Below are 24,334 nucleotides of genomic sequence, written 5' to 3' on the forward strand. Positions count from 1 at the left end.
ACGTTGCACCGGCGGCCCTACGCCCTCCGCGCCCCGGCCCACCCCGGCCCGCGCACCAGGTACCCCGCGCGGTCGCGCCAGGTCTGCGCGCGGAAGATGTCGCGCCCGATCGCGACCCATTCATGCGTGGCGATCCGTAGCGGGTTGAACGTGTCGATGTTGGTGGTCAGCCCGTAGACCACGTCCTCGCGCTCGGGTTCGTAGGTACCGAACAGACGGTCCCAGATGATGAGGATGCTGCCGTGGTTGCGGTCGAGGTACCGCCGGTTGCTGCCGTGGTGCACGCGGTGGTGCGAGGGCGAGTTGAGCACTTTCTCCAGCGGCCCGATCGACCGCACCGCCTCGGTGTGGACCCAGAACTGGTAGATGAGGTTGATCGCGCGGGCGTCCATGACGATCGCCGGCCGCACCCCGAGCAGCGAGAGCAACCCGTACGGCACGTAGATCGCCAGCGCCTCGGCGACGGGCTGGCGCAGCGCCGTCGACAGGTTGTAGTGCTCGCTCGAGTGGTGGACGACGTGCATGGCCCACAGCCACCGCGACTCGTGGGCGAGGCGGTGATTGCAGTAGTAGATGAGGTCCCAGCCGAGGATCCCTACTGCGTACGCCAGCGGCCCGGACCCCAGGTCGAGCGGGGACGTCCGGAAGAGCCGGGAGCTCGCGGTCTGGGCGCTCCACAGCGTGGAGACCATCACCACGGTCGAGGCCACGGCGGTCACCGCAGAACCGCCAGTGATCCGACGGAGGGCGGGAGGAACCGCCACGCCGGTGGCACCGTCGGCGTCGGGTCCGGGGCCGGATGACGACGACGACAACGACCCCGCCTCACCCAGACCCGACCCGCGGTGGCGTCGGAGGACGTCCCCGGCAGTGGCGACGGCCGCCGCCCCGAGGGACAGGCCCATCACGGCTTTCGCGCATCGGCCTGTCCGCGGGGTCAGCGGCGAGAGCACCGTGGCGGAGATGTAGGGGGCGAGCAGACTCCCCACGCCCATCGAGAGGCTCGCCATGGTGTCGGCGAACTCGTAGTCCCCCGCCCGCTCCCCGATGGCCGGGTTGCGCTTCTGCCACGCGTATTCGGCTGCCATCGCCCCGACGAACGCCGGGATGGCCAGGACCGTCAGATCAACCTTCACGCCATCCAGGGTATGGCGTGGGTCACTCCAACGGGCGTTCGGCCGACCACGCCCGGGCTACCGGCTACACCCGAACTGTCGGCTACACCCGAACTGCCGGTTACGCCGAGGCGGTCTCCTGCGCCGTGGCGGTCTCGGACCGCTCGGCCGTCGGCGCCGAGGCAGGCCCCTCGGTCTGCGCGCTGTTGCGGACGAACCACACGCCGACGACGGTGACGAGCGAGATGCAGGCGCCCAGCAGAAGTGCGTTGTGGACGCCGGTCATCTGCGCGGCGACGTCTCCCAGGCCGGACTCGGCGCCGGAGACGATGCCCAGCGTCATGACGGTGATGAACAGCGCCGTGCCCGCGGCGGCGGCGACCTGCTGCAGGGTGTTGAGCAACGCCGACCCGTGCGAGTACAGGTGCGGCGGCAGGGAGCCGAGCGCGGAGGTCATGAGCGGCGAGAAGAGGAACGCCAGGCCCACGCTGAGCACGATGTGCCAGACGACGACCGTGACCAGGGAGCTGTCCGCGGAGAAGAACGTGTACATCCCCCACAGGCCGGCGGACGCGAGGATGGAGCCGGGGATGATGAGCGGCCGGGGGCCGATCCGGTCGAACGCGCGGCCGACGAACCAGCCGAGCACCCCCATGATCAGGCCGCCGGGCAGCAGCGCCAGCCCGGAGTTCAGGGTGCTGGTGCCCACGACCTGCTGCATGTAGAGCGGCAGCAGGATGAGGGTGCCGAACAGCGACATCATCGAGATGAGCATGAGGGCCAGGCTCACGGTGAAGGTCGGGAACGCGAACGCGCGCACGTCGAGCAGCGCGTAGTCCTTGAGGGCGAGCTGGCGCCAGACGAACACGGCCAGGGCGACCACGCCGATCGCCACGGGGATCCACGGCGAGATGAGGGCGTTGTCGCTGGCAGCCTCGCCGATGGAGCTGAGACCGAAGATGAGGCCGGCGAACCCGATCGCCGAGAGGACGCCGGAGAGGATGTCGAGCGGGATGCGCCGGGGCTCGGTGACGTTGCGGATCAGCACCGCTCCGGCCACGAGTGCCAGCACACCGATCGGCAGCACCGACCAGAACATCCAGCGCCAGCTGAGCACGTCCAGCACCAGGCCGCCCACCGTGGGGCCGACGGCCGGGGCGACGGCGATCACGATGGAGATGACGCCCATGGTGCGGCCGCGACGGTCGGCGGGCACCACATTGAGCACGGTGGTCATGAGCAGCGGGATCATGATGGCGGTGCCGACGGCCTGGACGACCCGGCCGGCGACGAGCATGGGGAACACCATGGCCAGCGACGCCAGCAGGGTGCCGGCGGTGAACGTGCTCATCGCGATGACGAACACGGACCGCAGCGGCAGGCGCACGAGCAGCCACCCGGTGAACGGGATGACCACGGCCATCGTGAGCATGAACGCGGTGGTGAGCCACTGCGCGGTGGCGGCGGTGACCGCGAACTCGCCCATGAGCTCGGGCAGTGCCACGGACATGATGGTCTCGTTGAGGATCACCACGAACGCGGCGCCGACGAGCAGGGCGATGAGCCGCACGGTGGCGGCGGGCATCGGCGGGGAGGCCTGCGAGGCCGGGGCCGCTTGTGCGGAATGGGGGGTGGCGGAGACTTCAGACGTCACGGTCGTCCTCTGGGATTGCGGTGTGAGCAGAGAGCAGAATCCGGCGCCGGCCTCAGCCGCGCACGGGAACCCTATGAAGCTACCGGAACCACGGTTCCCATGGCGGGTCACGTGACGGTCGTTACCTCGGGGATGAGTAGTGGGACGAGCCGGACGAGGACGACCATGGCGACGAGCTCGACGAGGGTCTGGGTGACGACGACGAGGGCTGCCAGATCGAACGCCGGGGGCAGTGCCAGGACCAGCGGGAGGACGACCAGGGAATTTCGGGTCGCGCCACTGAACGCGATCGCCCGCCTGCCCGGGACATCGAGGCCCGCCAGCCGCCCGGCCGCCATGCCCACCGGCACCATGACCATGGCGAACGCCACGTACACCGGGACCACCTGCACCAGCGCCCCGAGCCGCTCGCTCACCGCGCTGATCTGGGAGGCCACGACGAGCGCGAGCGTGGCGACCATGAGCGGGACCATCGCCGCGGACGCGCCCTGCTCCAACGCCCGGGCGGCGCGGGCGCGCTCACCTCGACCGGCGACGAACTGCGTCAGCGCCGCGGCAACGAGGGGCAGCGCGATGAGCAGGACGAACGCCCGCACGAACGGGTCGAACTCCACGGCATCGACGAACCCCGGTCCGACGAACAGCCACAGGTACAGCGGCAGCAGCACCATCTGGACGAGCATGAGCAACGGGGTCGCGGCCAGGAGTCGGTGCACGTCGGCCCCGGCGAGGCCGGCAAACACGAGGACGTAGTCGATACACGGGGTCAGCAGGACGAACAGCACGCCCACCAGGAGCACACGGTCGTGGGCGACGATCCGCGTCAGCAGCCAGACGATCGGCGGCACCAGCAGAAAGTTGACCGCGAGGATCGTGCTCAGGAAGCGCCCGTCACGGAACGCCCTGCCGATGCGCGCGAACGGGATGCCGAGGAACGTCGCGTACAGCAGCAGCGCGAGCACGGGCTGGATCGCGAGCTCCGCCGGGCCGGCCACCGCGGGCGCGAGCACCCCGACGACCCCGCCCAGGACGAGCCCCGCCAGGTAGAGCGACACCTGGTGCGACTCCATCCACTCCACGCTCGCGCGCATGCTCCCCCTCACGCCGGCTGCCGGTCCCCGCCGGTCAGATCAGGTCTACCCTGGCCGCGTGGAGACGCGCACACTGCCCGTGTACGAGGCGGGCGCAGTGGTGATGCCGTTCGTCATCACGGGCATGGCCGAGCGCGTGGACCGCGACACCGTGTGGGAGCCGCACTCGCACCCCACGCACGAGCTGCTGTGGAATCGCGCCGGGGCGTCGACCGCGACCATCGGCGCTCGCACCTGGACCATCACCCCGTCGATCGGGCTGTGGATCCCCGCGGGGGTCCTGCACTCGGCCACGGCCCCGGCGGGCACGTGGTACCGCACGGCCCACGTCGATACGCGGACCCGCTCGCCCCTGCCGGGAGAACCCGTGGCGGTGGAGGTGACCCCGCTGCTGACCCTGCTGCTCGAGCGCCTGGTCGACCAGGCACTGCAACCGAAGTCGCGGGAGCTCACCGAGCAAATGGTGTTCGACCTGCTCGCTCCCTCACCGCACGCCCTGCTCGTGCAGCGCCCGGACTCCGCGCTGCTCCGCCCGATCGTCGACGCGCTCGAGGTGAACCCCGGCGACACCCGCTCGCTCGGTGAGTGGGCGGCCCGGCTCGGGGTGAGCGAACGGACCGTGACCCGGACGTTCCGCGCCGAGACGGGGCTGAGCTTCGGTGCGTGGCAGGCGGCGCTGCGCGCGCAGCACGCCGCGGTGATGCTCGGCGGCGGAATGCCGGTCGACGAGGTCGCGGTGCGGGTCGGCTACAGCTCCGCCAGCGCGTTCGGCGCGGCGTTCCGCCGGACCACCGGCCTCACCCCGGGCCGGTTCCGCGGGGCGGGACACTCGGACGAGGCGGGCGGCGTCGACGCGGCGGGCGACGCGGACGGGCCCGCGACCGGCTCACCCCTGTCCGAATCGCTATACCCGGCGTCCTGATCAAGCGATTGCGCCGCCGGCCAGCCGGGTCGTAACGTCTTAGGCCAGCCTCACCTAACGCCGATGGTGGTGTCGGGTGGGCCGCCCTGTCGACCTTTTTGAGAGTGAGAGAGCCGCCCTGATGCGTTCTCGCGGTATTGCCTCTGTCCTGATCGCCTCCACGACTGCGCTGGTGTTGACCGCGTGCGGGTCGTCGTCCGAGGCTGACTCCCCCGGCGGTGCCGCCGCGTCCGGCGACTCCGGGGCGTTCCCCGTCGTCGTCGAACACGCGCTCGGCACCACCACCATCGAGCAGGCGCCCGAACGGGTGGCCACCGTCGCGTGGGCCAACCACGAGGTGCCGCTCGCCCTCGGCGTCGTGCCAGTGGGCATGGCCGCCGCGAACTTCGGCGACGACGACGGCGACGGCCTGCTCCCGTGGGTCGAGGAGAAGCTCGACGAGCTGGGCGCCGAGACCCCGGTGCTCTTCGACGAGACCGACGGGATCGACTTCGAGGCCGTCGCCGACACCGACCCGGACGTCATCCTCGCCGCCTACTCGGGCCTGACGCAGGAGGACTACGACACGCTCAGCGAGATCGCGCCGGTCGTGGCCTACCCCGAGGAGGCGTGGGCCACCTCGTGGCGCGACGTCATCCGCTTCAACTCCCAGGGCCTGGGCCTCGAGGCCGAGGGTGACGAGCTCATCGGACGGATCGAGGGCGAGATCGCCGAGGCGACCGCCGAGTACCCGCAGCTGGAGGGCACCGCGACCATGTTCATGACGCACGTCGACCCCACCGACCTGTCCACGATGAACTTCTACACCGCCGCCGACACCCGGGCCGCGTTCTTCGAGGATCTGGGCCTGACCACCCCGAAGGCGGTGGCCGAGGCGTCGGCCGGCGGGAAGTTCTCGGGCAGCGTCAGCGCCGAGCAGCTCGACATGTTCGACGACGTCGAGCTCATCGTCACCTACGGCGACCAGTCGCTGGTCGACACGCTGCGCGCGGACCCGCTGCTGTCGCAGATGCCGGCCGTGAAGAACGATGCGATCGTGTTCCTGGACGGCAACGGCCCCATGGGCACTGCGGCCAACCCCACGCCGCTGGCCATCTCGTGGGTGCTCGACGACTACGTCGCGCAGCTCGCGGAGGCCGCCGGCAGGTGACCGCCGACCCGGCCACGGCCCCGGCCGCAGCCCCCGCGTCGGGCGTCGCGAGGTCAGCCGTCCAGGCTGTGCGACGCCCGGCGCGCGTGCGTCTGCTGTGGCTCACGGTGACGATCGCGGTCCTCGTCGTCGTCGTCATCGCCTCGGTGACCATCGGCTCCCGCACCGTCTCCCCCGACGAGATCGTCGCGGCGCTGGGCGGATCCACCGACGGACTGGGCGAGGCCGCGGTGACCAAACGCGTGTGGCGCACCGTCCTCGCCGTGCTCGTGGGCGCGGCCCTGGGCGTGGCCGGTGCGGTGATGCAGGGCGTGACCCGCAACCCCCTCGCCGACCCCGGGATCCTCGGCGTGACCATGGGCGCCTCGCTCGCCGTGGTCGTGGGCATCGCGTGGTTCGGACTGTGGAGCTTCACCGGTTACATCTGGACCGCGATCGCCGGCGCCGCGATCACCGCCGTGTTCGTCTACGTGGTGGGCTCGCTCGGCCGCGGCGGTGCGACGCCACTGAAGCTCGCGCTGGCGGGGGCGGCCACCTCGGCGGCGGCGTCGTCGTTCATCAGCGCGGTGGTGCTGCCGCGCGGGGACATCGCCGGCGGCGTGCGCTCGTGGCAGATCGGCGGCGTCGGTGGGGCGAGCCTCGAGCCGATCGAGCAGGTGCTGCCGTTCCTCGCGGTGGGCGCGCTGATCTGCGTCCTCACCGCACGGCCCCTCAACTCGCTCGCGCTCGGTGACGATTTGGCCGCCGGGCTCGGCGAGCACGTGCTCGCCACCCGCGCCGTGGCCTCCCTCGGCGCGGTGCTGCTCTGCGGCGCCGCCACCGCGGTGGCCGGTCCCATCGCCTTCGTCGGGCTCATCGTCCCCCACGCCTGCCGGCTGCTCGTGGGCGTGGACCACCGCTGGCTGCTGCCGTTCTCCGCGCTCACCGGCGCCGTGCTCGTGACCGCCTCCGACGTCCTCGGCCGGATCGTGGCCCGGCCCGCCGAGATCGACGTGGGCATCATCACCGCCCTGGTGGGAGCGCCGTTCCTCATCGCGATCGTGCGCCGGCAGAAGGTGCGTGAGCTGTGACCGCCGTCGTGGGTCGCGGCGCGCGGGGTCTCGCCCCCGTGCACTCGTCCGCCGCCGAGGTGGTGGCCGCGGGCCGGCATGCGCGCGGTCGCCGGCGCCGGCTGGTGTTGGTCCTGCTCGTCGTGGCGGCCGTCGGCCTGTTCGCAGCCTCCCTCATGGTGGGCAAGACCTTCTACTCCCCCGCCGAGGTACTGGGCGTGATCCTCGGCCACGACGTCGACGGGGCGACCTTCACCGTCGGACGCCTCCGGCTGCCCCGCGCGGTGCTGGCCGTGCTCACCGGCGCGTGCTTCGGGCTGGGCGGCGTGACGTTCCAGACCATGCTGCGCAACCCCCTGGCCTCGCCGGACATCATCGGCATCAGCTCCGGCGCCAGCGCGGCGGCCGCGTTCGCGATCGTGGTGCTGGGCCTGGGCGGCGCGCAGGTCTCCGCCTTCGCGATCGTCTCGGGGCTCGTCGTGGCCCTGGGAATCTACGCCCTGGCCTACCGCGGCGGCGTGGCCGGCACGCGGCTCGTGCTCATCGGCATCGGCATCGCCGCCACCCTCAACGCGGTCACCGACTACATCCTCAAGACCGCCCCGCAATGGGAGCTGCAGGAGGCCATGCGCTGGCTGACCGGCAGCCTCAACGGCGCATCCTGGGAGCAGGTCCGACCCGTCCTGGTCGCGGCGGCGGTGCTCGCACCCGTGCTGCTCCTCCTCGGACGCGACCTGGGCCTGCTGCGGCTCGGCGACGACACCGCCTCCGCGCTGGGCGTGCGCACCGAACGCACCCGGATCGTGCTCATCATCGCCGCCGTGGGCCTCATCGCGTTCGCCACCTCCGCCGCCGGACCCATCGCCTTCGTCGCGTTCCTCGCCGGACCCATCGCCGCGCGGCTGGTCGGCCCACACGGGTCGCCACTCATCCCCGCCGCCCTGGTCGGAGTGGTGCTGGTGCTGGCCGCCGACCTGGTGGGCCAGTACGCCTTCGGCTCCCGTTATCCCGTCGGGGTGATCACCGGGGCCCTGGGCGCCCCGTACCTCGTCTACCTCATCGCCCGCACCAACCGCACCGGAGGCTCACTGTGACCGCCGACCACTCGCTCGAGGCCACCGGGTTGGACCTGGGTTACCGGGACCGCGCCGTCATCCGCGATCTGGACCTGCAGGTGCCGCCCGGGGCCATCACCGCGATCGTCGGCGCCAACGCGTGCGGCAAGTCCACCCTGCTGCGCTCGATGTCCCGCCTGCTGCGGCCCCGCGGCGGGCAGGTGCTCCTCGACGGCGAGCAGGTCCACCACATCCCTGCCAAGAAACTCGCCCGCACCCTGGGCCTGCTCCCCCAGTCCCCGATCGCACCCGAGGGCATCACCGTCTCCGACCTGGTGGGGCGCGGGCGGAACCCGCACCAGGGGATCTTGTCGAGGTGGTCGAGGGACGACGACGAGGCCGTGGCCGCAGCCCTCGAGGCGACCGGCACCCTCGAGCTGGCCGACCGGGCCGTGGACGAGCTGTCGGGCGGTCAGCGCCAGCGCGTGTGGATCGCCATGGCCCTGGCCCAGAACACCGACCTGCTCCTGCTCGACGAGCCCACCACGTTCCTCGACGTCGCCCACCAGGTGGAGGTGCTGGACCTGCTGGTGGATCTCAACCGCGACCGCGGCACGACCATCGTCATGGTGCTGCACGACCTCAACCTCGCCGCCCGCTACGCCGATCACCTGGTCGCGCTCGCCGACGGCCGCGTGCACTGCAGCGGTGCGCCCGACGAGGTGCTCACTCCGGAGATGGTGCGGGCGGTGTTCGGGCTGGACGCCGTGGTGATCGACGACCCCACCTCGGGCCGGCCGCTCATGCTGCCGCTCGGGAGGCACGGGGTGAGGGGCGCTGCGGGCGCAGCCGGGCCGGGCCGGGCCGCGCCGCAGCCCTCAGAGCTCCGGTAGCCGGTCGGCGCCCCAACTGCCGTGGATCAGCCCGGTCACACGGGCGATCTCCTCCGCGGAGACGGTCTCGGTCTCGCCTGGCTCGAGGGCGTCGAAGTGGAAGATGTACAGCCGGGAGGCGAACTCCTCGAACGGCAGTGACGACTCACCGAACCGCTCGCCGCTCCCGGCGGTGCTCACCACTACGCCGTTGCCCCAGTCCTGCCCGCTGTCGTTGTTGGGGTTGAAGAAGTAGACGCGCATGGTCTCGTCCGGGTCCAGCGCGACCCGCAGGATCGTGATGGCGTGCCACCCGACGAACCGCGCGGAGGAATCGGTGACGGCCACGCCGGCGGGCTGCGGGTGGATCAGCGGCTGGTTGCCGTTGTGGAACGGGTGGTAGCTGCCGTAGAAGTGCCGCAGGAAGTCCTCGAGCCCGGTCAGCCTGCCGGACTCGACGTCCACGTTGATGCTGAAGCCGCGGGCCGACCACCAGCCGTGGAACTCGGGGTTGACCCACCGGTGGGGGTCGCCCGGGCGGTCCGAGCACAGGCGGCCCATCTCGGCATAGATGCGGTCCAAGTGCGGCACCACCAGCAGCGACACGGGGTCGAGATCCACCGGCAGGGTGGTGGCCAGGCCCGCGTCGAGTTCGCGGGAGGAGATCGGCCGGCCCTCGAAGTGCATGACCACCTCGTTGTCACGCGCCGCCCACGCGATGATCTGCAGCAGGTAGTCGGGGTCGTTGTACGCCCACATCGACAGCGCCCGGGCGGACTGGCAGGTGGGGTTGTCGCCCTGCCCCACGCCCAGCGGCTGCCCGAGCATCGACAACGTCCCGGCGAGAAGCCAGACGCGCCCCTCGTGGGCGGGGCCGCACGAGAGGGCGAGCCGCTCGGCCGCGTAGCCGGACAGCGGCAGCGCCAGCAGCCGCCACAGCGCGGGGGCGGCGGGCGGCTGGAACAGGATCCCCCGCTCGAGCAGCAGCGCCAACCCGTAGACGGACTGCGCGGTCTCGGGGTGCACGGCCGCGTCGATCAGGGCGTCGACCAGACCGTGGAAGCACAGCAGGCTCTCCCGGCCCGTGCTGGACAGCCCGAGCGCCTCGCTGAGCAGGAAGCTGCCCTTCTCCCGCAGGAACCGCACGAGCACCGGGTGGTACGGCGACACCAGGCCGGTGTCGTGCATTGACCGCGCGAACCCGGCCGCCTCGTACTGCAGGGTCCCCTCGTCCATGGACTCCAGTCGGGAGAGGTAGACGTCCACGCCGGGGTCCTCGCGGCTGGCCTCTGTGGTGCCGTAGATGCTGCTGATGAGCCGGTCGATGCCCACGCCGCCGCCGCTGGTGCCCAGCTGCGGGTCCTGACGGGCGATCGAGATCTGGGTGATGGTCTGCTTGATCTGGTCCACCTGGATGGGGCGTTGGCGCAGGATGCGCCAGATCTCCTCGACCAGTTGGTCGAGCACGCCGTCCAGACCGATCTCCGAGGCGATGTGCGCCAGGGCCGTCCGGGTGACGGTCGCCATCCGGCCCTGCTGTGTGCGCTCGGCCTCGGTGGCCACGGTGAACAGCAGTGAGGCATTGTTGGCGAGCACCTCGGCGAGGTGCTGGCGCGCCTGCTCGGCCGTGACCTCGGGGTGCTCGTACTGACCCTGCGCCACGGCCGTCAGCCGCAGATCACTGACGATCTCGGTGACGACCTTGTCCGAGTCGGAGCTGCGAAGGGTGCCGGCGCTCAGGGCCGGGATCAGGGCCGCCGGCGAGTCCCAGTCGGTGCCCTCGAAGATCCCGGCGGCCTCGAGCTCCCGGGCCATCGCCTGCACGGCCCCGGCTCCCCCGTCCTGGAGCAGCACCAACCGGGCCCCGTCCAGCACGCGCCGCAGACGCGACGACTTGGTCACGTCACCGGCCTCGGCGAGCGCTCTGGTGGCGTCGGCCAGGGAGGCGACCCGTTTGTCCAGGACCCGCGTCGCGCCGGGCTCGTCGTTTCCCACTTCGATCCACTCTCCGTCTCTCGCCGCTGAGTCGTGCCGCGTCGTGCCAGGTCGCCCCAGGCCGTGCCTGGTCATCCCACGTCGTTCCACGTCCACCCGCCGGTACCGTACCCGCGGGTCGGTACCGGCCGAGGCGTCACACGTAGAAGTCGAGGTCCTCCTGGTTGCGCAGGACCGACCGCATCTCGTAGGCGTCGTCGCCGAAGAAGTAGACCAGCCCCCAGTGGGTGCCGAAGGCGGTGCGCTTGGTGACCGTCTCCTCGACCGGCGCGGTGAGCTCGTGGGACTCGAAGTACTCGTGGTCCTCGGTGGCCTCCGGGATCTCGAGCGTGGAGACGACCCGGCGCCGCGGGTAGACGCCGAAGCACCCGGCGTGACCCTTCGCGTCGACCACCTCGCGCGGGAAGAACGCCGCGATCTCGTCCTCGGTGGTCTTGGGGTCGAACGCCAGCACCAGGCCCTGGTAGGCGTTGAACCCGTACGTACGCTCGAGCAGTTCGAAGACCTTGAACCCCGGCGGCCGGTAGGCCACCTCGCCGAAGTACATCTCGCCGTCGCTGGTGACGAAGTACTCGGGGTGGACGAACCCGAACTTGATGTCAAAGGTCTTGATGAGCTTCTCGATCTGCCGGGTGATCTCCGGACGGTACTTCTCCAGCTCGGGCGAGGCCGGTACGAACACCGAGTAGCCGAGCGTGACGTACTCGGAGATGTTGAGGAACACGATCTTGCCGTTGTGCACCCAGGCCTCCACGGCGAACTCCCAGCCGTCGAGGTGGGACTCCATGAGGACGGGGAACTCCTCCTCGGGAATCGTGTCGACCTCGTCGGGAGTACGGATGACGCGGTGACCGAGGCACCCGGCCTTGTCGAAGGCCTTGAGGTGGATCGGGTCATTGGGGTCGCCGTCGAGCTTGAGCAGGGTCTGGTTGACTCGCTTGAGGAACCGGATCACGTCGTCCCGCTCGTGCGCCTCCTCGAAGATGCCCACGCGGATCCCGCCGAGCTGCGCGCGCCGCTTCATCAGCGCCTTGTCACGCAGCAGCAGGGACTGACCGTACAGGGTGGGGTTGTCGAGCAGCATCGAGTTGATGGCGCCCGCCCACTCGACGGTCTCCTCGAACAGCGGGATCGCCACGTCGACGCCCATGTCCCGCAGCGTCTCGGCGATCTCCATGGACCGGTCGTTGAGCCGCTCGAAGTCCCACGGGACGTACGGGATCTGGTGCTGGCTGCAGTATTCCTCGGCCCAGGGCGGTGCCACCACGACGTAGCGGCGGTCGAACTTGTCGAGCGCGTCGATGGCGTTGGGCACCCAGCCCAGCAGTGCGACGTAGCCCTTGTCGGGATCGCGCAGGTGCTCGTTGGGGTCGTGGGTCGGGTTCGGACGAAGGTCCGTGGCTCCGGAGGTCGATTCTGCGGTAGGCGTCTGCAAGTGCGGTGCCTCCTCGAGTTGGCGCGGGTTCGATCTGCGTGGGCCGATCAATCCAGGGCGGTGGGCCACAAACGTACCCAAGACCCGTCTCAGTGCAACTGGTTACGGGATCGGCGAACGCCCGGGCGCGCGGCGGGAGGCCCCCTAGGCTCGTCGGACAACGCCGTCCGGGTCGCCCCGGTGCGGATCCGGGTGAGAGGAGTCCAGGGTGCCTTCCAAGGAGTACATCGAGGCGGTCGGCGAGGTGATCGATGCGCTCGGGGTGGCGGCGATCGTCATCGGCATCGTGGCGGCCACGGTCATCGCGGGGTGGCGCCTGCTCAGCCGGCAGCCGGACACCTATCGGCACTTCCGCCGGTTCCTCGGTCGGTCGATCCTGTTGGGGCTGGAGATCCTGGTGGCGGCGGACATCATCAAGACGGTCGCGGTGACCCCGACGCTGGAGAGCGTGGCGGTGCTGGCGGCGATCGTCGTGATCAGGACCTTCCTCAGTTGGTCGTTGGAGCTGGAGATCTCGGGCCGGTGGCCGTGGCAGAAATCGAGGGCCCCGGAGGCCAAGCCCCGGGACGCCGCCGCCTCACCGGCGCCGTCCGACTAGCGTCACCGACGCCGGACGGTGATCCGCCCGCCGCGACGGGGTGCGAACGCGACCCCCCGCGAATGCCATTTCTCGTCAGGCTCGGTCGTGGGGACGATCTCGTACATGCTCAGCACGGTGCGCAACACGACATCCATCTCCATGGCCGCGAACGCCGCCCCGATGCACCGCCGGGTCCCCCCGCCGAACGGCAGCCACGCCGGAGGTGGCGTGGTGCCGAGGAAGCGGGTCGGGTCGAAGCGTTCGGGTTCGGCGAAGTGCGTGCTGTCGTCGTGCAGTAGCGAGATCGCGACCAGCACGTTGTACCCGCGCGGGATCCGCCACGGACCCAGGTCGAGGTGCGGGAACTGCACGTTGCGTCCGGCGAGGTCGATCACCGGCCGGCTGCGCTGGACCTCGAGGATCGTGGCGCTGCGGTAGTCGGTTCCCCCGGCATCGACCTCGGCGACCAGCTCGCCTAGCACCGCGGGGGTGCGGCTGAGCCGCTCCAGCGCCCAGGCGAGTGTCGTCGCCGTGGTCTCGTGCCCGGCCACGAGGAGTGCGGTGAGCTCGTCGCGGATCTCGTCATCCGTCATGGACGATCCGTCGTCGTAGGTGCTCTGCAGCATCATCGCGAGGATGTCGTCGCGCTCGTCGAGCCGGTCGTCGCGGCGACCCCGGGTGATGAGGGCGCCGATCGCCTCGTCGTACACCTTCTTGTAGCGGGCGAACCGGGCGCGCGGGCCCACCGAGCCGAGCCGTACCGGCAGCTCCGGGGTGATCACCACCGCCGAGCCGGCCTCGACCATGGGCGGGATGACGCGGCGCAGGGTGTCGAGCTCGTCGTCCCGGGCGCCGAACACGGTCCGGAGGATGACGTCCAACGTGATGCGGGTCATCGAGGGCATGGAGGCGAACGGTCGGCCGGCGACCCACGAGTCGAGCTCGCGACGGGTCTCCTCCTCGACGATCGCCTCATAGGCCTTGATTCGTCTGCCGTGCAGTGGCGGCGTGAGCAGTTTCCGGCGCCGGCGGTGGTCGGTGCCCTCGAGCGCGAACATCGAATTCTCGCCCAGGACCCGGCCCAGGTTGGGGTCGACGTTTGTCAGCGACTCCTGCGGGGCGGTGAACAGCTCCTTGGCCAGCGCGGGGTCGGAGATCACCACCGCGCGCCCGTAGATGGGAAGGTGCACGGTGAACGCGGTGCCGTACCGCCGGTGCAGTAGTCGGAGAGTCTCCCGCCGGGCGATCCCGAAGCCCACGCCCTGGACTGGCCTGGGCAGCCGGGGCCCGGGTGGGAGCTGGGGTGCGCGCTCGCCCTCGGTGGAGTGTCCGTCGCCAGCGGCGGGAGCCGACCTGTCCGTCATGCTGTCCATGGCATCCTCGGCCTCGGGTGGGGTGCGGGCGCCGCCAGCCTACGTTCCGGAATCGCCGTGTTGGCGGGGTAAGTGCGACGACGACGACAAGGTGCTCCACTGCCGCCGGAGACCCGCCGACTGCTCGCTCGGCCGAACCGGCCATCCGGGCTCCCCTGGGTGACGAACCCCTGTCATGCACTCCGCCTCGCAGTCCCCTCGGCCCGCCGACTTCCCACTGGCGGCGGACAGCTCTGACGTTGAAGGGCTGTGGGCGGGCTCCTCACACGACGACCCCGAGCTCGCCGACCCCGGGCACGGCGCACCCGAACAGACCGATCCCGAGCGCGGCGACTTCCTCGCCGCCATGCGCGCGTCGTGGGACGACTGGGTCCCGGTCGCCACTACGGGCTGGGGCGCGGTGGTGCTCATCGCCCCGTTGCTCGCGGTGCACGCGCTGGTCTGGGCGTTCGGTGGGCGCCGCCCCCGTTAGGTGTCCCGCCTCTAGGTGTCCCGCCTCGCCCCCACCCGCCACAGGATGGTCCGCTCGCGCGACCGGGCAGCGTGGAGCGGATCGCCCGTGTCAGATACGCGCGAGTGCCGGGGCGTCGTCTCGTGGGTGCCGATCACGGTCAGCCCGGCGTCGGCGATGCGGGTCAGCAGCTCGTCGCGAGTGCGTAGGCCGAGATGCTCGGCGAGGTCGGACAGGATCAGCCACCCTTCGCCCTGCGGCGTGAGGTGCTGCGCGAGCCCGTCCAGGAAGCGGCCCAGCACGTCCGAGCCCGGGTCGTAGATCCCCTGCTCCAGTGCCGAGGTCGGATGACCGGGAATCCACGGCGGGTTGCACACCACCACGTCGGCCCGCCCGGAGTCGCCCACCACGTCGTCGTCGTCGTAAGGCCACAGGTCGGCCTCCACCACGTCCACCCGGTCGGCCGACCCCAGCCGACCCACGTTGTCCCGCGCGCACTGCACAGCGCGCGGGTTGATGTCGGACGCCACGACCCGCCGGGCCCCGCGCCGGGCCAGGACGGCCGCGAGCACACCGGTTCCGGTGCCGATGTCCCACACGATCGGATTCTCGACGCCCTGCGGCCAGGGGGCGTCGGCGACCAGGTCGATGTACTCGTCTCGGGTCGGAGCGAACACGCCGTAGGCGGGATGGATCCGGGCCCCCAACGCGGCCAGCTCGATGCCGCCCAGGTGCCACTCGTAGGCACTGATGACGCCGAGGAGTTCGGGCAGCGAGACCAGCGTCTCCCGACCGGTGGAGTCGTTGCCGGCGTCGCTCGGCGGCCCGTAGGCATGGGCGCAGGCGTCGCGCACGTCAGGCGCTCGGCGCAGCCGAACCGAGTAGTCCTGCTCCAGTGGGATGAGGATCCTTCCCAGCGTCTCCGCCCGCTGCGCGCGTGCCTTCCGGTTGGCGAGGAACACCTCCCCGGGGTCGGAGCTCTGTGGCGCCCGGGACGCCCGTTTCTGCAGACGCCGGTCGAGGGCGCGCATGAGCTGGCGGGCGTTGTGGAAGTCGCCTCGCCACAACAGGCCGGTGCCCCGCCGGATCATCCGAAGCGCCTTGTCCGCGGGAATGTCGTCGTGGATCACCACGATGTCTCGCGGCGGCGGCGCGCCGTTCTCCGAGTGCCACCGGGCCGTGCGGCCCTCGCCCTTCTCGCGCCAACTGACGGTGGTCACAGGCGACCCGGGAGCGGCAGGAGAAGACACGGGAGTCCTTTGAACGGGCGCGCACTCGACCGTGGGGAGGAATGACGCGCGAGAGCAAGCTACCCGCGAACCGGGTCGCACCCAGTGTCTCAGCTCCGCCGCCGACCGGTTACTGCCAGTCGATCTCATACGGCTCGGCCCGGGCCGAGTGCATCCGACCCCCGCTGACGAAGTAGCCATCGGTGTAGGTGGCCGTGTCGGACGGGATGCCGTGGGCGAGCGCGTAGAGCTGGGCCGCCAGGTCATCGGCATCGAACGCGCCGGAGCTGTCGCGATGGGGGGTGATGACCGCGGTCCTGTCGGCGAAGACCCCGGGCGCTCCCTTCAGAGTGATTCGGCGAGCGCGGTAGTCCCCGGCGCGAACGTGGGCCAGAGCCTGGCGGAACACCGTGTCGTAGCGGGTGTCGGTCAGTGGGGTGGCGATGTGCATGGCCGACAGCGTCACACCCGTCGGCGGCGTCCTCGCCCGCGAAACGGTTCCCGGCACGGCGCCCTGTGGAGAGTCGCGTGCCCTGTGAGTGTGGTGCCGCTGCCGTGAGGGTTCCGGTCGCCTCTCCTCGGTTCTACGATGAGAACCAAGGTATTGGAGCTCATCATGAGTGCATCGCAGGCCGACCTCTGGAGTGGTCCCGTCGGGCAGTCGTGGGTGCGCAATGCGCTCGCGTACGACACGATTCTCGAGCCGCTCGGTCGCGCGGCCCTCGACCGCCTGGACCTCGGCCCACCGCAGCGGGTGCTGGACATCGGGTGCGGGACCGGGACCACGACGTTGGAGATCGGACGCCGGGTGCGCCCGGACGGGTCGGCGGTCGGCGTGGACGTGTCCCGACCGATGGTCGAGTGCGCGCAGGCTCGCCTGGTGGACGAGGCCGATGCGGAGAACGTCGAGTTTCTCACCCTCGACGTGGAGAGCGAGCCGTTGCCCGGCCTGTTCGACGCCGCGTTCTCGCGGATGGGCGTGATGTTCTTCGACCGACCCGAGGTGGCGTTCTCCGCCGTCCGGGCGGCCCTCCGACCGGGCGGCCAGCTCGCGTTCGTCTGCTTTGCCGCGCCCGCCGCGAACCCGTTTATCACGGTCCCCACCGGCGCCGCGTTGGCCCGGCTCGGCGGTGCCCCCGTGCCACCTCCGGGCGCGCCGGGACCGTTCTCGTTCGCCGACCCGGACCGGGTGCGCAATGTGTTGGAGACCGCCGGCTTCGAGTCTGTCGAGATGAACCCCGGCCCCGACGAGGTCACCCTCGGCCCCGCCGGCCGCCTCGAACAACTCGCCCGGCAGGCGCTGGAACAGAACCCCCAGGCCATGATGGCGATGGCCGCCAACCCCGACGCCCGCGACTCCGCCGTCGCCGCGGCCGTGGCCGCGCTGGGTGAGCATGTCACCGACGGCGAGGTCCGTCTGGGTGCCGGAACCTGGGTAGTAGAAGCCCGTGCCCCCGGGGCGTGACAGGGCAGAAGCACCAAGGGCCGCTATCGATAGACCTCGCGCCGATGGGCAATATCGACAACGAGGACGGTCACCCGTTGATCCTCGATCGAGCAGATGATCCGGTAGTCGCCCACGCGGTACCGCCAGAGGTGCTGGTCGCCGCGAAGTGCCTTCCCGAGATACCTGGGGTCTTCGCACCCGTGTATTCGCTCCTCGAGGAATGCCCGGATTCTCTGCTGCGCAGTCCTATCCTGTCGACCGAGTTTGGTGATGACCTTCTGGACGTGCGGCGTGACCTCGACCAGATACGCCACCTCAGGACCAGTCCACCTGGTCCAACGGGATCGCGGAATCGTCTGACTGCCTGAATTCCTCCAGACGGTGCCGGGCCAAGTACCAGTCCTCCATCTCGTCGAGTCCGCTGCGGATGAACTCGCTCGCGTAGAACGACTTGGACCTGCCGGTGATTCGAGCCAGATGGTCCAGACGGGCGAGGGTTTCGTCGTCCAACTTGGTGTTCAGCTGTTTGGCCGTCATGACACCCCTTCCGCCGCTATACGAGTATAGACCCAGTGACCACCCTGAGACCGTGACCATCCGGCCGGTCGATGTCGAGAGCGTGATTGACGCCAAGCGTGAGGGCGAGCCACTGCGAGGCGCGGCGTCGATCTGGCAGCCTTCAGACAACCAGACTCCTGCCGGAAACCCCTCCCCTTTTCAAGTTATAGCTGGTAGGGGGCCTTGCGGCAAGACCCCGGTGGGGGCGCACACTGGCGCCATGTCCCCCGAGGCACCCCGCATCTTCGCCCTCCCCGATCACCTCGCCCACAAGGCTGCCCCGGCGCACATCGCCGCCGACGAGCGCCACCTCGCCGCCATCTCCCACGCCCTCGACCAGAAGGTCGCCTCCCTGTCCGCCCGTCTGGACGCCCGCCGCCGCGACCCCGCAGGCCGCGGCGCGCAGACCATCGAGCGCGACGCCGACATCCGCCGCCTCGTCGCCGAGCTCGCCACGCTGCGCCGCTTCGGGCTGGACGTGTGCATCGGCCACTACGCCACCGCCGCCGCCTCCCGCGCCCCTCAATGCGACTCCAGCCCCACAGCACCCGCGACCGCGCCGGCGTACGTGGGCCGCATCGGCCTCACCGATGCGGCCGGCACTCCCCTCCTCGTGGATTGGCGCACCCCGGCCGCCGAGCCGTTCTTCGCCGCGACGCTCGCCGATCCGAGGGGCGTGACGTATCGCCGTCGGTACCGGTGGTCGGGCCGGCGCATCGTGGACTACTGGGATGAGGTCTTTGGCGACGACGACGAGGTCTTCGCTCACGTCAGCCCCGACGACCTCTCGGCGTTCGTCTCGAGCTTGTCCGAGGCGCGGACCGGCCGAATGCGGGATGTGCTCACCACGATCCAGGCCGATCAGGACGCCATCATCCGCGCGGACTCCCGGGGAGCCCTCATCGTGGACGGCGGACCCGGCACCGGCAAGACCGTCGTGGCCCTGCACCGGGCGGCCCACCTGCTCCACGAACAGTCGCGTACCGGGCTGCGGCGCGGCAACCTGCTCCTCGTCGGGCCGCACCGACCGTATCTGGACTACGTGGCGGATGTACTCCCCTCCCTCGGTGAGCACAGCGTGCAGACGGCGACCGTGGCCGATCTCGGCGTCGCCGCGCTCGGCGGGACGATCGCGGCACCGCCCGGCGGACTGCCCGACGAACCCGATCCCGAGGTCGCCCGACTGAAGTCAGAGCTCCGCATGGTCGAGACGATCGAGGCCGCGGTGCGCTTCTACGAGCAGCCGCCCGAGCAGTCGATGGTGATGCAGACCGAGTGGCTGGACCTGCGCCTGACGCCGGCCGACTGGGCCGAGGCGTTCGGCTCGGTCGAGGACGGCACTCCCCACAACGAGGCTCACCCGCAGATCCGCGAGACGGTCGCCGAGATCCTCGTTGACCGGGCCCTCCATAACAGCGCCGGAGGCGTGCCCGAGGAGGTCCTCCGCGCTGAGCTCGCAGCGCACCCGGACCTGCACCGCGCCCTGTACCGGGTATGGCCGATGATCAGCGCCACCGATCTTGTCGGGGACCTGTGGACCGTCCCGGCGTACCTGCGCCTGTGCGCACCGTGGCTGACCACCGAGCAGCTCCGGCTCCTTCAGCGACCCGCGGCCGGCGCGTGGACGACCGTGGACCTGCCGCTTCTGGACGCGGCCCACCACCGGCTGGGCGACGCCGACAGGGCGCGCAGGACTCAGCGCCGCCGGGCCGATCGATCCGCAGAACTCGCGAGGCGCCAACGGGTGATCGACGACCTCATCGCCGCCGACGACGACCCCGAGGGCGTCTCCCCCATGCTCCGCCACGCCGATCTCCAGGAGGCACTGCTCGACCCTTCGACCGACGACGAGCCGACTGCTGGCGCGGCCCGCCTCGCAGGACCGTTCGGTCACATCATCGTCGACGAGGCGCAGGAACTCACCGACTCAGAGTGGGCGATGATCCTGCGCCGCTCCCCCTCGGGCAGCCTCACGGTGGTCGGCGATCGCGCGCAGTCCCGGCGCGACTTCGACGAGTCCTGGCCCGAGCGACTGGAGCGCATCGGCCTCTCCCCTGCCCGCATCACTTCCGTGCACTTGAGCATCAATTACCGCACCCCCGCCGAGGTCATGGAGGCCGCCGCTCCGGTGATCCGGTCGGTGCGGCCCGACGCCAACGTGCCCGAGTCGGTGCGCCGCAGTGGGCTCCCCGTCGAGTACGGCCGTGTCGAGGATCTCCAGCGCGTAGTCGAAGACTGGATCAGTACCCACCTCGAGGGCACGGTCGGCATCATCTGCGCGCCCGGTTCGACTATTTTGGACTCCAGCGGCTCGGACCGCGTCCGCTCGCTGACCCCCGCGCAGGCCAAGGGCCTCGAGTTCGACCTGGTGGTTCTGGTCGACCCGGATTCGTTCGGCTCGGGCGTTACCGGTGTAGTTGACCGCTATGTGGCGATGACGCGGGCAACGCGCCATTTGGTCGTTCTCAGCTCGTAGGTTCTCGCCGGGCGCGCGGTGTCACAACGCCGACGCCTGCCTCAGTGCTGCGTCCGCGATCGGTCGCTCAAGCAACTGCCCTGGGAGAGTGTCGATCTCCTGTCCACCGCCGTTGCAGCCCGTCGCCGCTCACCCCAACGAGCAATCACAGGTCGCTTGACTCCAGGCGCTGCACCACCCGGGGAGCCAACTCGCCTTCCGCGAGCCTGTACTTCGACCACTTGTCAGCACTCTCGGCGGACATCGACGCCGAGAAGACGCGCCGGCCCCTTGCGTTCACAGTGGTGTTCGCCTCGAAAGCGGGGCTCGGCACCATCCATGACTGCGCGATCGACCCCCGCGTCACGTCTACGTACACGAACAGCATGTCCAGGTCACCGCGTGGATAGAAGGACGAGTCGCGGACAACAGCCTGGAAACGGCCTCGTTGCACCACCAGTCCATCCGACATTCGCGCTTTCACTTGGACCGCAAGAGTGGCGGTGTGTTCGCGCAAGTGGAAGACCAAGTCGACGCCCTCGTCGTCAATGATCGACGTCGACACATTGAGCTTCGCGCGGGACTGCAGGATGCAGGTGGCAGCGACGAGCAGCTCCGCTGCCTTGCCCATTCGGCCAGAATCCGGGGACTTGTCAAGGTAATCGTCAGGCCCCATTCCCGCACTATAGGGGCCGCCCGGCGAACCAGGCGGCCCAAGAGCACAACAGCCCGTCAGCCGGCCGCCACACCGGCTCAGCAGAGTGGATCTCCTCGCCGCGGCAGTGACCTTCGCTGCGGTCGCCGCCGCCGGGCTCTGGGTGCGGTTCTTCGTCGCGGGGTAGCGCCAGGCCGCTGACCTGGGGTGCCCTAAACGCCCCTTGCAGGGCACCCCAGGTCACCGGCCGTCTTCGACCTCCCGCACGAGAGCGCGTGCCGGACTCGATTTGGATTCCCCTCGCGCTGACCGACTCCGGCCGAGGGTTGATCGGGGGCCCGGGCGGAAAGCACTCAAGCTCGGCTCCCCCAAGAGGGAACCGAGCTTGAGTGCGTTTGTAGCGGGGACAGGATTTGAACCTGCGACCTCTGGGTTATGAGCCCAGCGAGCTACCGAGCTGCTCCACCCCGCGTCGATTGCCTCACCGACAGTACGTGTGGCGCAGCAAGGTTCCAAATCGGTAGGAGCACATGGCGCTCCGCCACAGTGCGCCACGTGCGATTTCATGGCGCAAATGGCAGATGTTTGCAAACCGCGACCGGCCCAAAATCTGGTCGGGTGCGTCTTCGCGAATCGGGATCCGGTCTACTCCGGAGAGGAGAATGCAGAAGGACCAATTAAGTGGGTCCCGCCCCCGAAGAGCGCATGCTCTTAGCCCTCTTTCGTATCAGCCCGCCTTTAATTTCTCAGCTTCGTTCAGGCCAGCAGAAGAACTTGCAGAGATGAGAGAGCTAGGATCGTTCCGCCCACGACGGGCCAGTACATGTCCGCGTTAAGCCCGGTCATGTAGGTGAATTGCTCAAGCGACTGCTTCATCATCGGTGAATTCATGAAGTGCTGGAACGGATCCATTTCGTTTTCCTTTACAGAAAGTGGATGAACAGGCCAGTAGGCCACGAAGTCATAAGTTTACACTTAACCAACTGCGGTAGCCAAGCAGACCGCAAGTTCCGACGAACCGTCAAGCCGTTTGAGCCGTCTACGAAAGTCGCTTTAGAGAACCGCGATCGAGCGGGTTTCGACGGTCGCCTTCATGCTGGTTTGGCGCGAGTAGCTCCTACCCCGTTGCAGCCACCTTCCACGCCGAGTGGATGGCGCCGTGGATGTAACCCACCTCGCCGGCGTCGCCGATGACCTCGCAGTAGATGCCCGCGGCGCGGAGCTCGTCGGCCAGCGGGGCCGCGGCAGTTGTCCCGTCGGCGTAGATGACCATGTCGGCAGCGGCGGACTGGGCGCGACCCTTGGCATCGGTCCAGGCCACCGTCGACTCGGTGATGTGGCTGACCTTCACCCGGCGCTGGATGTCCACGCCGTACTCCTTGGCGTGGCGCACCGCAGTCCAGCGGCGCGGCATAGCCAGCGGCAACCCGAGCTGCTGGGACTCGTGCAGGAGGGTGACCTTGCGGCCGCGCTCGGCGAGGAACTCCGCGAGCTCCAGGCCCACCAGCGAGCCGCCGATCACCACGACGTTCTTGCCCATCGGCAGCGCGATCTTGGTCAGTCGCCGGATCCACGAGGGGCGCTTGGTGATGGTCGAGAGCCTGCCCAGCCGCCCGACGGTCCGCAGGAAGAACCCGGCCTCGTCGGCGGTGGCGGTACCCAGCATGGTGGCGCGCAGCGAGTCGCCGGTGTGCACGTGCGGCAGGTCGCCGCCCGGAATGGCCGGGGCCGGACGCTTGGCGCCGGTCGCCACGATCACGCGGTCGGCGCCGAGGGCACGGATCGACTCCACGGTGGCCTCGGTGTTCAGCCGGACGTCGATGCCCCGCCGGTCGATCTCGGCCTGGAAGTAGCGGATGAGCGGCTCGTTGTCCGGCGTGGTGAGCGTGGAGAACCACATGGTCCCGCCCAGCCGATCGGCCTTGTCCAGCACGGTCACGCGGTGCCCGCGCTCAGTGAGCACGAGCGCGGCCTCGAGCCCGGCGGGACCGGCGCCCACCACCACGACGTGCTCGCGCTTAGCAGCGGGCGTCAGCGGCAGCAGCGTCTCGTTACCGAGCGGCGGGTTCACGGCACAGAACGGGGTGTCGTCGAAGAAGTTCTCGGCCACGCAGAGGTAGCAGTTGATACACGGGCGCACGAGCTCCGGCGTGCCGGCGGCCAGCTTGTTGGGCAGTTCCGGATCGGCGAGCAGCTGCCGACCCATTGCGGCGAAGTCGATGTCGTCGTCGTCAATCGCCTTTTCCGCCACCTCCGGCAACATCCGTCCCACGGCGATCACCGGCACCGACACGGCCTTCTTGATGGCCGCGGCGTTGTCCAGGTAGGCGCCGACGGTGTTGGGCAGGGGGCCGTCGGTGAAGTTGTCGAACGGATTGCGGCCCCAGCCGGTCACGTGGATGGCGTCGGCGCCGGCCTGCTCGAACAGCTGCGAGGCCAGGATCGCCTCGTCCAGCTCGAGCCCGCCCTCCTGGCCGTACTCCTGCCCGGCCACACGCACAATCAATGCGAGCCGGTCCCCCACGCGCTTCTTGACGGCCTCGATGACCTCGCACGCGAGCCGCGCCCGGTTGACCAGCGCGCCGCCGTACTCATCGGTCCGCTGGTTGTCGCGACGGTTGAGGAACACGCCCAGGATGTAGCCGTGCGCCACGTGGATCTCAATGGCGTCCGCGCCGGCGCGGGCGATGCGGTCGGCGGCCTCGGCCCAGGTTTCGATGAGCCACGCGATGTCGCCCGAGTCCATCTCCTTGTAGACCATCTGCTTGCCGCCGGTGGCCGCGCCCATGCGGCCCAGCTCCTCGGGGGTGCTGTCGGCCAGCGCGGAGTAGTCGTAGGTGTAGTCCGGCTCGTTGGGGGCCAGCACCGGGCGGTCATTAGCCACGTCCACGCGGGCGACCTTGCCGTGGTGCGTGGACTGCACGCACAGCTTGGATCCCGCCGCGTGCACCGCGTCGGCCAGCGCCTTGAGGCCCGGGATGTACCTGTCATCCGACAGGCCCGGCTCCTTCAACGACGCCGCGCCCACCGGGAACGCGATCGCGCACGCCCCGGTGATGATCAGCCCGGCGCCGCCGGCGGCGCGGGCGACGTAGTGGTCGATCTCCCGCTGCTCGATCTCCCCGTCCTCGGACACGTTCATGTCCATGGCGGGCAGGACGATGCGGTTGGGTGTCTCCATGGGGCCGATGCGGCCGGGCGACATGAGGCGAGGGAATGAGGTGAGGGTCGTCACGCCGATCATGATA

Annotated in this window: 22 protein-coding genes and 1 tRNA gene; 9 read left to right on the forward strand and 14 right to left on the reverse strand. The window is 70.0% G+C overall.

The features are described from left to right. Positions 1–17 precede the first annotated feature (17 nt). From J1M64_RS02880 to J1M64_RS02890, 3 genes are all read right to left on the reverse strand, one after another. Positions 18–1,136 carry a sterol desaturase family protein gene (locus J1M64_RS02880; RefSeq protein ID WP_307872349.1) on the reverse strand — a complete coding sequence of 373 codons (1,119 nt, stop codon included), beginning with the start codon at positions 1,134–1,136 and terminating at the stop codon, positions 18–20. Positions 1,137–1,236: 100 nt separating this feature from the next. Continuing rightward, the gene (locus J1M64_RS02885; RefSeq protein ID WP_241261053.1) at positions 1,237–2,700 is read right to left on the reverse strand and encodes an MDR family MFS transporter; all 1,464 of its coding nucleotides are present in this window, start codon (positions 2,698–2,700) and stop codon (positions 1,237–1,239) included. A gap of 176 nt (positions 2,701–2,876) precedes the next feature. Beyond that, on the reverse strand, positions 2,877–3,860 hold the full coding sequence (locus tag J1M64_RS02890; RefSeq protein WP_206472578.1) for an arsenic resistance protein: 984 nt from the start codon (positions 3,858–3,860) through the stop codon (positions 2,877–2,879). A 58-nt stretch (positions 3,861–3,918) separates the two neighbouring features. On the opposite strand from J1M64_RS02890, the gene J1M64_RS02895 reads away from it, so the two are divergent. The 5 genes from J1M64_RS02895 (at position 3,919) to J1M64_RS02915 (ending at position 8,929) form a co-directional block, all read left to right on the forward strand. After that, entirely contained in the window at positions 3,919–4,782 is an 864-nt protein-coding gene (locus J1M64_RS02895; RefSeq protein ID WP_374220833.1) for a helix-turn-helix domain-containing protein, read from the forward strand. A 121-nt stretch (positions 4,783–4,903) separates the two neighbouring features. Continuing rightward, on the forward strand, positions 4,904–5,932 hold the full coding sequence (locus J1M64_RS02900; protein ID WP_206472582.1) for an iron-siderophore ABC transporter substrate-binding protein: 1,029 nt from the start codon (positions 4,904–4,906) through the stop codon (positions 5,930–5,932). Between the two features lie 68 nt (positions 5,933–6,000). After that, a complete protein-coding gene (locus J1M64_RS02905) occupies positions 6,001–7,002 on the forward strand; it encodes a FecCD family ABC transporter permease (protein WP_374210677.1) in 1,002 nt (333 codons plus the stop codon). Positions 7,003–7,040: 38 nt separating this feature from the next. Further along, entirely contained in the window at positions 7,041–8,075 is a 1,035-nt protein-coding gene (locus tag J1M64_RS02910) for an iron chelate uptake ABC transporter family permease subunit (RefSeq protein ID WP_206472700.1), read from the forward strand. After that, positions 8,072–8,929, forward strand: coding sequence for an ABC transporter ATP-binding protein (locus J1M64_RS02915; RefSeq protein ID WP_206472584.1), 858 nt, complete (start codon positions 8,072–8,074; stop codon positions 8,927–8,929). The genes J1M64_RS02910 and J1M64_RS02915 overlap by 4 nt, the downstream gene beginning before the upstream one ends. On the opposite strand, the gene J1M64_RS02920 is transcribed toward J1M64_RS02915, so the two are convergent. Both J1M64_RS02920 and J1M64_RS02925 read right to left on the reverse strand, forming a co-directional pair. Further along, entirely contained in the window at positions 8,915–10,909 is a 1,995-nt protein-coding gene (locus tag J1M64_RS02920; RefSeq protein WP_206472702.1) for a hypothetical protein, read from the reverse strand. The genes J1M64_RS02915 and J1M64_RS02920 overlap by 15 nt on opposite strands. Positions 10,910–11,039: 130 nt before the next feature. Then, positions 11,040–12,338, reverse strand: coding sequence for an acetyl-CoA carboxylase biotin carboxylase subunit family protein (locus tag J1M64_RS02925; RefSeq protein WP_241260951.1), 1,299 nt, complete (start codon positions 12,336–12,338; stop codon positions 11,040–11,042). A 208-nt stretch (positions 12,339–12,546) separates the two neighbouring features. Here J1M64_RS02925 and J1M64_RS02930 point away from each other — a divergent pair, with 208 nt between their 5' ends. After that, positions 12,547–12,936: a DUF1622 domain-containing protein gene (locus J1M64_RS02930; RefSeq protein WP_206472586.1), complete on the forward strand. Its 390-nt coding sequence runs from the start codon at positions 12,547–12,549 to the stop codon at positions 12,934–12,936. 2 nt (positions 12,937–12,938) lie between these two features. Here J1M64_RS02930 and J1M64_RS02935 read toward each other — a convergent pair whose 3' ends face one another. Beyond that, on the reverse strand, positions 12,939–14,291 hold the full coding sequence (locus tag J1M64_RS02935) for a cytochrome P450 (protein WP_206472587.1): 1,353 nt from the start codon (positions 14,289–14,291) through the stop codon (positions 12,939–12,941). 175 nt (positions 14,292–14,466) lie between these two features. On the opposite strand from J1M64_RS02935, the gene J1M64_RS02940 reads away from it, so the two are divergent. Continuing rightward, positions 14,467–14,763, forward strand: coding sequence for a hypothetical protein (locus J1M64_RS02940; RefSeq protein WP_206472589.1), 297 nt, complete (start codon positions 14,467–14,469; stop codon positions 14,761–14,763). An 11-nt stretch (positions 14,764–14,774) separates the two neighbouring features. Here the strand turns inward: J1M64_RS02940 and J1M64_RS02945 are convergent, their stop codons facing one another. Beyond that, complete coding sequence (locus J1M64_RS02945; RefSeq protein WP_206472591.1) at positions 14,775–15,962, reverse strand: methyltransferase; 1,188 nt, start codon at positions 15,960–15,962, stop codon at positions 14,775–14,777. 139 nt (positions 15,963–16,101) lie between these two features. After that, positions 16,102–16,422 carry a hypothetical protein gene (locus tag J1M64_RS02950; protein ID WP_206472593.1) on the reverse strand — a complete coding sequence of 107 codons (321 nt, stop codon included), beginning with the start codon at positions 16,420–16,422 and terminating at the stop codon, positions 16,102–16,104. A 165-nt stretch (positions 16,423–16,587) separates the two neighbouring features. Between J1M64_RS02950 and J1M64_RS02955 the strand changes: the two genes are divergently transcribed. After that, positions 16,588–17,436, forward strand: coding sequence for a class I SAM-dependent methyltransferase (locus J1M64_RS02955; protein WP_206472595.1), 849 nt, complete (start codon positions 16,588–16,590; stop codon positions 17,434–17,436). A 23-nt stretch (positions 17,437–17,459) separates the two neighbouring features. Here J1M64_RS02955 and J1M64_RS02960 read toward each other — a convergent pair whose 3' ends face one another. Both J1M64_RS02960 and J1M64_RS02965 read right to left on the reverse strand, forming a co-directional pair. Next, positions 17,460–17,732 (reverse strand): type II toxin-antitoxin system RelE/ParE family toxin, encoded by a 273-nt coding sequence (locus J1M64_RS02960; protein WP_119192872.1) that lies wholly within the window; start codon positions 17,730–17,732, stop codon positions 17,460–17,462. Between the two features lies 1 nt (position 17,733). Then, complete coding sequence (locus J1M64_RS02965; protein WP_206472597.1) at positions 17,734–17,955, reverse strand: ribbon-helix-helix protein, CopG family; 222 nt, start codon at positions 17,953–17,955, stop codon at positions 17,734–17,736. A gap of 241 nt (positions 17,956–18,196) precedes the next feature. On the opposite strand from J1M64_RS02965, the gene helR reads away from it, so the two are divergent. Continuing rightward, complete coding sequence (gene helR / locus J1M64_RS02970; protein ID WP_206472599.1) at positions 18,197–20,452, forward strand: RNA polymerase recycling motor ATPase HelR; 2,256 nt, start codon at positions 18,197–18,199, stop codon at positions 20,450–20,452. Positions 20,453–20,597: 145 nt separating this feature from the next. Here the strand turns inward: helR and J1M64_RS02975 are convergent, their stop codons facing one another. From J1M64_RS02975 to J1M64_RS02990, 4 genes are all read right to left on the reverse strand, one after another. Continuing rightward, a complete protein-coding gene (locus J1M64_RS02975) occupies positions 20,598–21,062 on the reverse strand; it encodes a hypothetical protein (RefSeq protein WP_241260952.1) in 465 nt (154 codons plus the stop codon). A 422-nt stretch (positions 21,063–21,484) separates the two neighbouring features. Next, a tRNA-Met gene (locus J1M64_RS02980) sits at positions 21,485–21,558 on the reverse strand. A 284-nt stretch (positions 21,559–21,842) separates the two neighbouring features. Continuing rightward, a complete protein-coding gene (locus tag J1M64_RS02985; protein WP_206472603.1) occupies positions 21,843–21,998 on the reverse strand; it encodes a hypothetical protein in 156 nt (51 codons plus the stop codon). Between the two features lie 205 nt (positions 21,999–22,203). Further along, positions 22,204–24,330, reverse strand: a complete 2,127-nt coding sequence (locus tag J1M64_RS02990; RefSeq protein ID WP_206472605.1) for an NAD(P)/FAD-dependent oxidoreductase — start codon at positions 24,328–24,330, stop codon at positions 22,204–22,206. Positions 24,331–24,334 lie beyond the last annotated feature (4 nt).

Source organism: Dietzia sp. KRD202 (assembly GCF_017168155.1).
GTDB lineage: Bacteria > Actinomycetota > Actinomycetes > Mycobacteriales > Mycobacteriaceae > Dietzia > Dietzia kunjamensis.

What these genes read in the sequence shown, in the direction of transcription:
- J1M64_RS02885 (WP_241261053.1), bottom strand. Translation starts at nt 2,700, where the DNA reads ATGCCCGCCGCCACCGTGCGGCTCATCGCCCTGCTCGTCGGCGCCGCG.
- J1M64_RS02950 (WP_206472593.1), bottom strand. Translation starts at nt 16,422, where the DNA reads ATGCACATCGCCACCCCACTGACCGACACCCGCTACGACACGGTGTTC.
- J1M64_RS02985 (WP_206472603.1), bottom strand. Translation starts at nt 21,998, where the DNA reads ATGGATCCGTTCCAGCACTTCATGAATTCACCGATGATGAAGCAGTCG.
- J1M64_RS02940 (WP_206472589.1), top strand. Translation starts at nt 14,467, where the DNA reads ATGCACTCCGCCTCGCAGTCCCCTCGGCCCGCCGACTTCCCACTGGCG.
- J1M64_RS02955 (WP_206472595.1), top strand. Translation starts at nt 16,588, where the DNA reads ATGAGTGCATCGCAGGCCGACCTCTGGAGTGGTCCCGTCGGGCAGTCG.
- J1M64_RS02890 (WP_206472578.1), bottom strand. Translation starts at nt 3,860, where the DNA reads ATGCGCGCGAGCGTGGAGTGGATGGAGTCGCACCAGGTGTCGCTCTAC.
- helR (WP_206472599.1), top strand. Translation starts at nt 18,197, where the DNA reads ATGTCCCCCGAGGCACCCCGCATCTTCGCCCTCCCCGATCACCTCGCC.
- J1M64_RS02935 (WP_206472587.1), bottom strand. Translation starts at nt 14,291, where the DNA reads ATGGACAGCATGACGGACAGGTCGGCTCCCGCCGCTGGCGACGGACAC.
- J1M64_RS02900 (WP_206472582.1), top strand. Translation starts at nt 4,904, where the DNA reads ATGCGTTCTCGCGGTATTGCCTCTGTCCTGATCGCCTCCACGACTGCG.
- J1M64_RS02965 (WP_206472597.1), bottom strand. Translation starts at nt 17,955, where the DNA reads ATGACGGCCAAACAGCTGAACACCAAGTTGGACGACGAAACCCTCGCC.
- J1M64_RS02990 (WP_206472605.1), bottom strand. Translation starts at nt 24,330, where the DNA reads ATGATCGGCGTGACGACCCTCACCTCATTCCCTCGCCTCATGTCGCCC.
- J1M64_RS02975 (WP_241260952.1), bottom strand. Translation starts at nt 21,062, where the DNA reads ATGGGCAAGGCAGCGGAGCTGCTCGTCGCTGCCACCTGCATCCTGCAG.